The 4,279-nt window shown below is 65.7% G+C and carries 3 protein-coding genes and 1 pseudogene; 2 read left to right on the top strand and 2 right to left on the bottom strand.

Features of this window, described 5'->3' with window-relative positions:
• Positions 1–715 precede the first annotated feature (715 nt).
• Both ACFYNO_RS41100 and ACFYNO_RS41095 read left to right on the top strand, forming a co-directional pair.
• Entirely contained in the window at positions 716–2,143 is a 1,428-nt protein-coding gene (locus ACFYNO_RS41100; RefSeq protein WP_388023893.1) for a competence protein CoiA family protein, read from the top strand.
• Between the two features lie 476 nt (positions 2,144–2,619).
• Entirely contained in the window at positions 2,620–2,997 is a 378-nt protein-coding gene (locus tag ACFYNO_RS41095) for a hypothetical protein (RefSeq protein WP_388023890.1), read from the top strand.
• Between the two features lie 148 nt (positions 2,998–3,145).
• Here the strand turns inward: ACFYNO_RS41095 and ACFYNO_RS41090 are convergent, their stop codons facing one another.
• The gene (locus ACFYNO_RS41090) at positions 3,146–3,526 is read right to left on the bottom strand and encodes a hypothetical protein (protein WP_388023888.1); all 381 of its coding nucleotides are present in this window, start codon (positions 3,524–3,526) and stop codon (positions 3,146–3,148) included.
• Positions 3,527–3,564: 38 nt separating this feature from the next.
• Positions 3,565–4,279 (bottom strand): annotated as a pseudogene (locus tag ACFYNO_RS41085) (hypothetical protein); the annotation flags it as partial.

Genomic DNA, 4,279 nt, shown 5'->3' with positions numbered 1-4,279 from the left:
CCTGCTGCGGCCTCTCGGTCTGTATCACTTCTTGTCTGTCTTCGATTCCCGCCTCATGGCTTCCCCTGATTTTGACTCAACTTGCTTGTTTTGCAGATGAGTTGAACCTCAACCAGGTTCTGTTGCATGCCTGAGAGTACATCACCACATGACCCGTCGGGAGGTTCTGACTGCTTGGCCTCGGTGAAGTCTGCCGATGGTCGGCGCCCGGTAGCGGTAGCGCATACCGATCCTTGTCGGCAGCCGATTGCCGGAAGGTGTGACCGCAGTGCCGTTCCCCGAGCCACCCCGACGAACCCACACACTCCCCGGTCTGCGCCGGCCTACAGCGGGTCCGCGCCGCAGGTCGCACAGCGCCAGGACCGGTTGCCCGTGCGGCGCAGTTCGTCCGAGGTGTGGAGGGTAGGGAGCGTGGTCCGTCGCCGCGGCCACCGGTCTCCTCGAGAGGTTCCTCGAACGCGGCCCGGCGGTCGTCGGCGCTGCCCAGGGTGGGGCAGTTCCAGCGGTGCAGCCGACGCTCCGTCACCGCATAGGTGCACCCGGCCGCGACGTCATCGTTCCAGCGGCTGACGTCCTGACGGGCGCGGTTGCGAGCGGAGCGGATCCACCGGGATGCCGTGCTGGCGGGCCGGGCATGCTCTCACCGTCAGTGGCCGCTGGTATTCAATCGCTCCAAGAAGCACACACCGCCACGCCTTTGGTGAAACGAGGTGCCGTGTCCTTCACCGCGCTCCACCCAGATGCAGGCCGTCTGGATGCCACCCACCCTGAACTGGGGTGCGGCCTGGACTGGTCCTCGATCTATAAGGTCCGCCCCCGAATCCTTCTGACCTGTCCGGACTGCGGATACGGCGTGCATGCGAAACGCTCTCCCCGCGGGCTGTGCTATTTCGCCCACGACCGCCGCCGGCCCGAGCAGCCCTGCGAGCTCGCCGGGGAGTCGATGGAGCACCACCTTCTCAAGCTGCAGCTCGCCACCTCGATCCGCGAATCCGGCTGGCACGCCGAACTCGAGGTGTCCGCGCCCGACGGCACCTGGCGCGCCGACGTCATGGCCTCCTCCCCCGACGCCGGCCGCCGCATCGCGTGGGAGGCGCAGCTGTCCACGATCACTGTGGACGACATCCAGGCCCGAACCGAGCGGTACGACCAAGCGGGAATCGACAGCTGCTGGGTGACGACGCGTAAGGCGGTCGCCTGGATGGGGCAGGTCCCCTCCGTTCGGGTCGCCGGCGACGACGGCTCCTGGCAGGTCACCGACGGCGTCGCCGGGTTCGACGCTCGGGCAGGCTGGTGGGAGATCAAGCACGTGCCCCTCACCGACTTCGTGGCCTGGGTCCACCAGCGGTCCCTTGCACCCCGCCCGGTCCTTCCCCGTTACCGCCGTGTACGGCGTCCCTCTGACAAGGACTTCGCCCGCCGGCCGGTGCTGTGGACCACCCAGCGCTCTGCGCAGGCACAGGAGCGGCACGAGCAGATGCGTCGGCATCAGGACGAGCGGAAGAAGGAATGGCAGGAGCAGCAAGCCGCGCTGGAGCGGCAGCGCCAGGAGCAGGCGGCCGAGCAGAAGCGTCTGCTGGACGAGCGGGAGGCCGCGTGGCGAGCCCGCGAGGATCGGCGCCGGCAGCTGCGTGCGCAGCACGCGAGTCTCCAACTCGATCTCGACAACCTCATCCGGCGCGGCCGGTGGGCCGTTGCGCGCCAGCGCGCCGAACACGAGCGCGAACAGCTTCGCCTGACGGAAGAGACCGAGCAGCGAGCCCGTCAGGAGCAAGAAGCAGCTGACCTGGCTGCCGGGCAGGCATGGTGGGGCCTGCTGTCGGCACGGCAGCAGGCCGGTCTCGACGAGGCGGTGACCGAGGCGGCCTGGAAGGAACTAACGACTCGGGTCGAGATCAACACCCGCCAGATCTGGCCGCAGTACGCCTACGGAAAGGTCGCCCGTGTCGGCGGCCGGCACCAAGGCACGTTCGGGATCCTGCGTCCGTGCCCGGACCTCATCGCGCGCAGCCCCGAGCTGCACAAGGTGCGGATCTTCGTTCGCAACGCACGCGAAGCGCGACTCCTCGCCGAAGCTGGCCTGGCCATCGCGCGGATCACGCACTTCGACCTGCCCGACTTCGAGCAGAACACGCTCTGCTGACGGACTGTCCGCGGTCCCTCAACTTGGTGCGAGGCCGGGCGGCGCGCTGTGCCGGTCGATCCTGCGTGCTGATCAGCGGGGTTTGCAGCGTGCGGCCTTCTCTTGGCGGGCTCGGCGCAGCGCGGCTTCGTGGATGGCGGCGCGTTCGGCGTCTGCTTGTTCGGGGAGCCACTGCGCGTGGTCTTCGCGCAGGGTGTAGGGGGCGGGAATGTGGAGGGTGAGTCGAGTTGGCTGCAGCACAGGGTGGTGCCCGGAGGCCAGAAGAAGCGCTGACGGATCGTCCGCGGGCGCTGCTCGGTGATGAGTTCGGTCAGGGCCGCGCGGATCTCCTCGGCGGTGGCGCGCGGGGGCAGGGGTGCCGGTGCGTCGGGGTTCGATTCGAGGACGGCCACCACCGGTGCGGCCACCGGCAGGAGCGTCAGGAACCACTCGATGGTCGGCGCCCACTCCTGCGGCTCGGCGTCCTCGAGGGTCAGGTGGCTGCCTTCGAAGTAGTTGCCGTGGCGCTCGGTCCCGTCGAGGTCGACGTAGAAGCCCAGGTAGTCGACCCGGTTGACGGGCTCGTGCTTCTCGTAGCAGCGGGCTTCGGGGAAGCGCTCCAGCAGGTCGGTATGGAACTCCTCGCGGCGCAGCGGCCAGGTCGTGCCGGGGGCGGCGGCGATGAGGACTCGGTCCATGAAGGGTGCTTCCGGTTCTGGGTTCCGGCCGGTGGTCAGGGGACGATTCGGACGTTGCTCTTGGTGACGTGGTTCGCGGCGAGGATGTACTGCCAGTATCCGACGCTCGCCGAGATCACCCCCACTCATGCCGTGACCCACGCGGAAATCAGGCGGCAGTTACGGGACAACCTTTAGCCAAGCAAAACGGCCCGCCAGCCGAACTGACGAGCCGCAATGCAAGATCGAGATTAGTCTCAGCCCGGCAGCCCGGGGTCTTCTCGTTGACCAGAGGAGGACCCCGGGCAGCTACTCTCGATTCAGGCAATAATCGAGAGTGAATTCTCTACAGGTTGGCGCGTAGGAGTGCAGTTCTTTCCGGGTCGGACATGACATTTGCGATATGGAGCCCGAAGTCGAAGTCTTCTCGCTCTACATGCGGCGTTGGGTCCCATGAGAGGGTTTCCCAGTCAGGCGGAAACGGGTAGCGGATCTCCAGGTCATTGCCGACCGTGAAGACGCATTCAGAGTCCGTGATCCGGTGTTCGATGGGGCATGTTCCATCGAGAGCAAATATCCGCCCACCAGCCTGCAGGGTAATCCCTTCGGAATTCCGAAAAAGGACGACCAGGGTGCCATTCAGCATGTCATAGTACCCAGAGTGTGCATCATCTCGATTGATTTCACACTCCGGCCCGATGGTCCCGTCTGTCGGATCGAATTGCACCGCGCAATTGAAGGCGGTGAATCGCCGTATGAGCATACCTACCTCTTCCCTAGACCGAGATCGCCACCGCCGGGCCTGAGTGCCCCTTCGATGATCTGATCCCAGGTCTTGTTCCTTACATTCCTGAGGAAGTCAACCGTCGGCCCGAGTGGATCACCGCCATATTCCTCCTTGTTCCTAGCATAGATGTCAGCGAGCACATCAGGAGGAGTGAGGTTCTTGTACTTGATGCCGATGTCCCTGCGGTCCTGGGAGATGACCCGGGCGATTTCCTCGCTGGAGAGCCCTGCTTCCCTCATCTCGTTGACCTTCGTCCGAAGGCCCTCTACTTCGGCGAAGTAGTCCAGGCGGAGTTGCGGCAGTTCTGGGTTGTTCGGGTCCCAGACCATTCCTTCCGGGGCCTTCGGGGCGGTGACGGGACCGTCGGGGCCGAACTCGGTGTTGGCGGGGCCGCTCTTCGGTACCACCGGGACCTCGCCGGGAAGCTCGGGCACATCGTCCCCGCCGCCACCGATCAGGCCACCGACCGACGCGATGGTGTTTCCCACCCGGAAAGGGCCGGTCTGGCAAGCCAACCCTGGGAGGTTGGGGTCGTAGGCACCGAGAAGGCCGCCGGTAGTCCCATTGATCACACCAGCTTCGAACTGCAACTCGTCGCCGGAAGATTTCAAGTCAAGTGAGACGGTCGTGACGCTATGAGGTTTGTGGTGCGGGTTCCCTGCGCTTGGCTGGGTCGTTGATCCATGCCGTCTT

The sequence above is a fragment of the Kitasatospora sp. NPDC006697 genome (assembly GCF_042869935.1).
Classification (GTDB): Bacteria; Actinomycetota; Actinomycetes; order Streptomycetales; family Streptomycetaceae; genus Kitasatospora.
The sequence above is the reverse complement of the archived record's forward strand: the minus strand, read 5'-3'. Positions and strand labels throughout refer to the sequence as shown.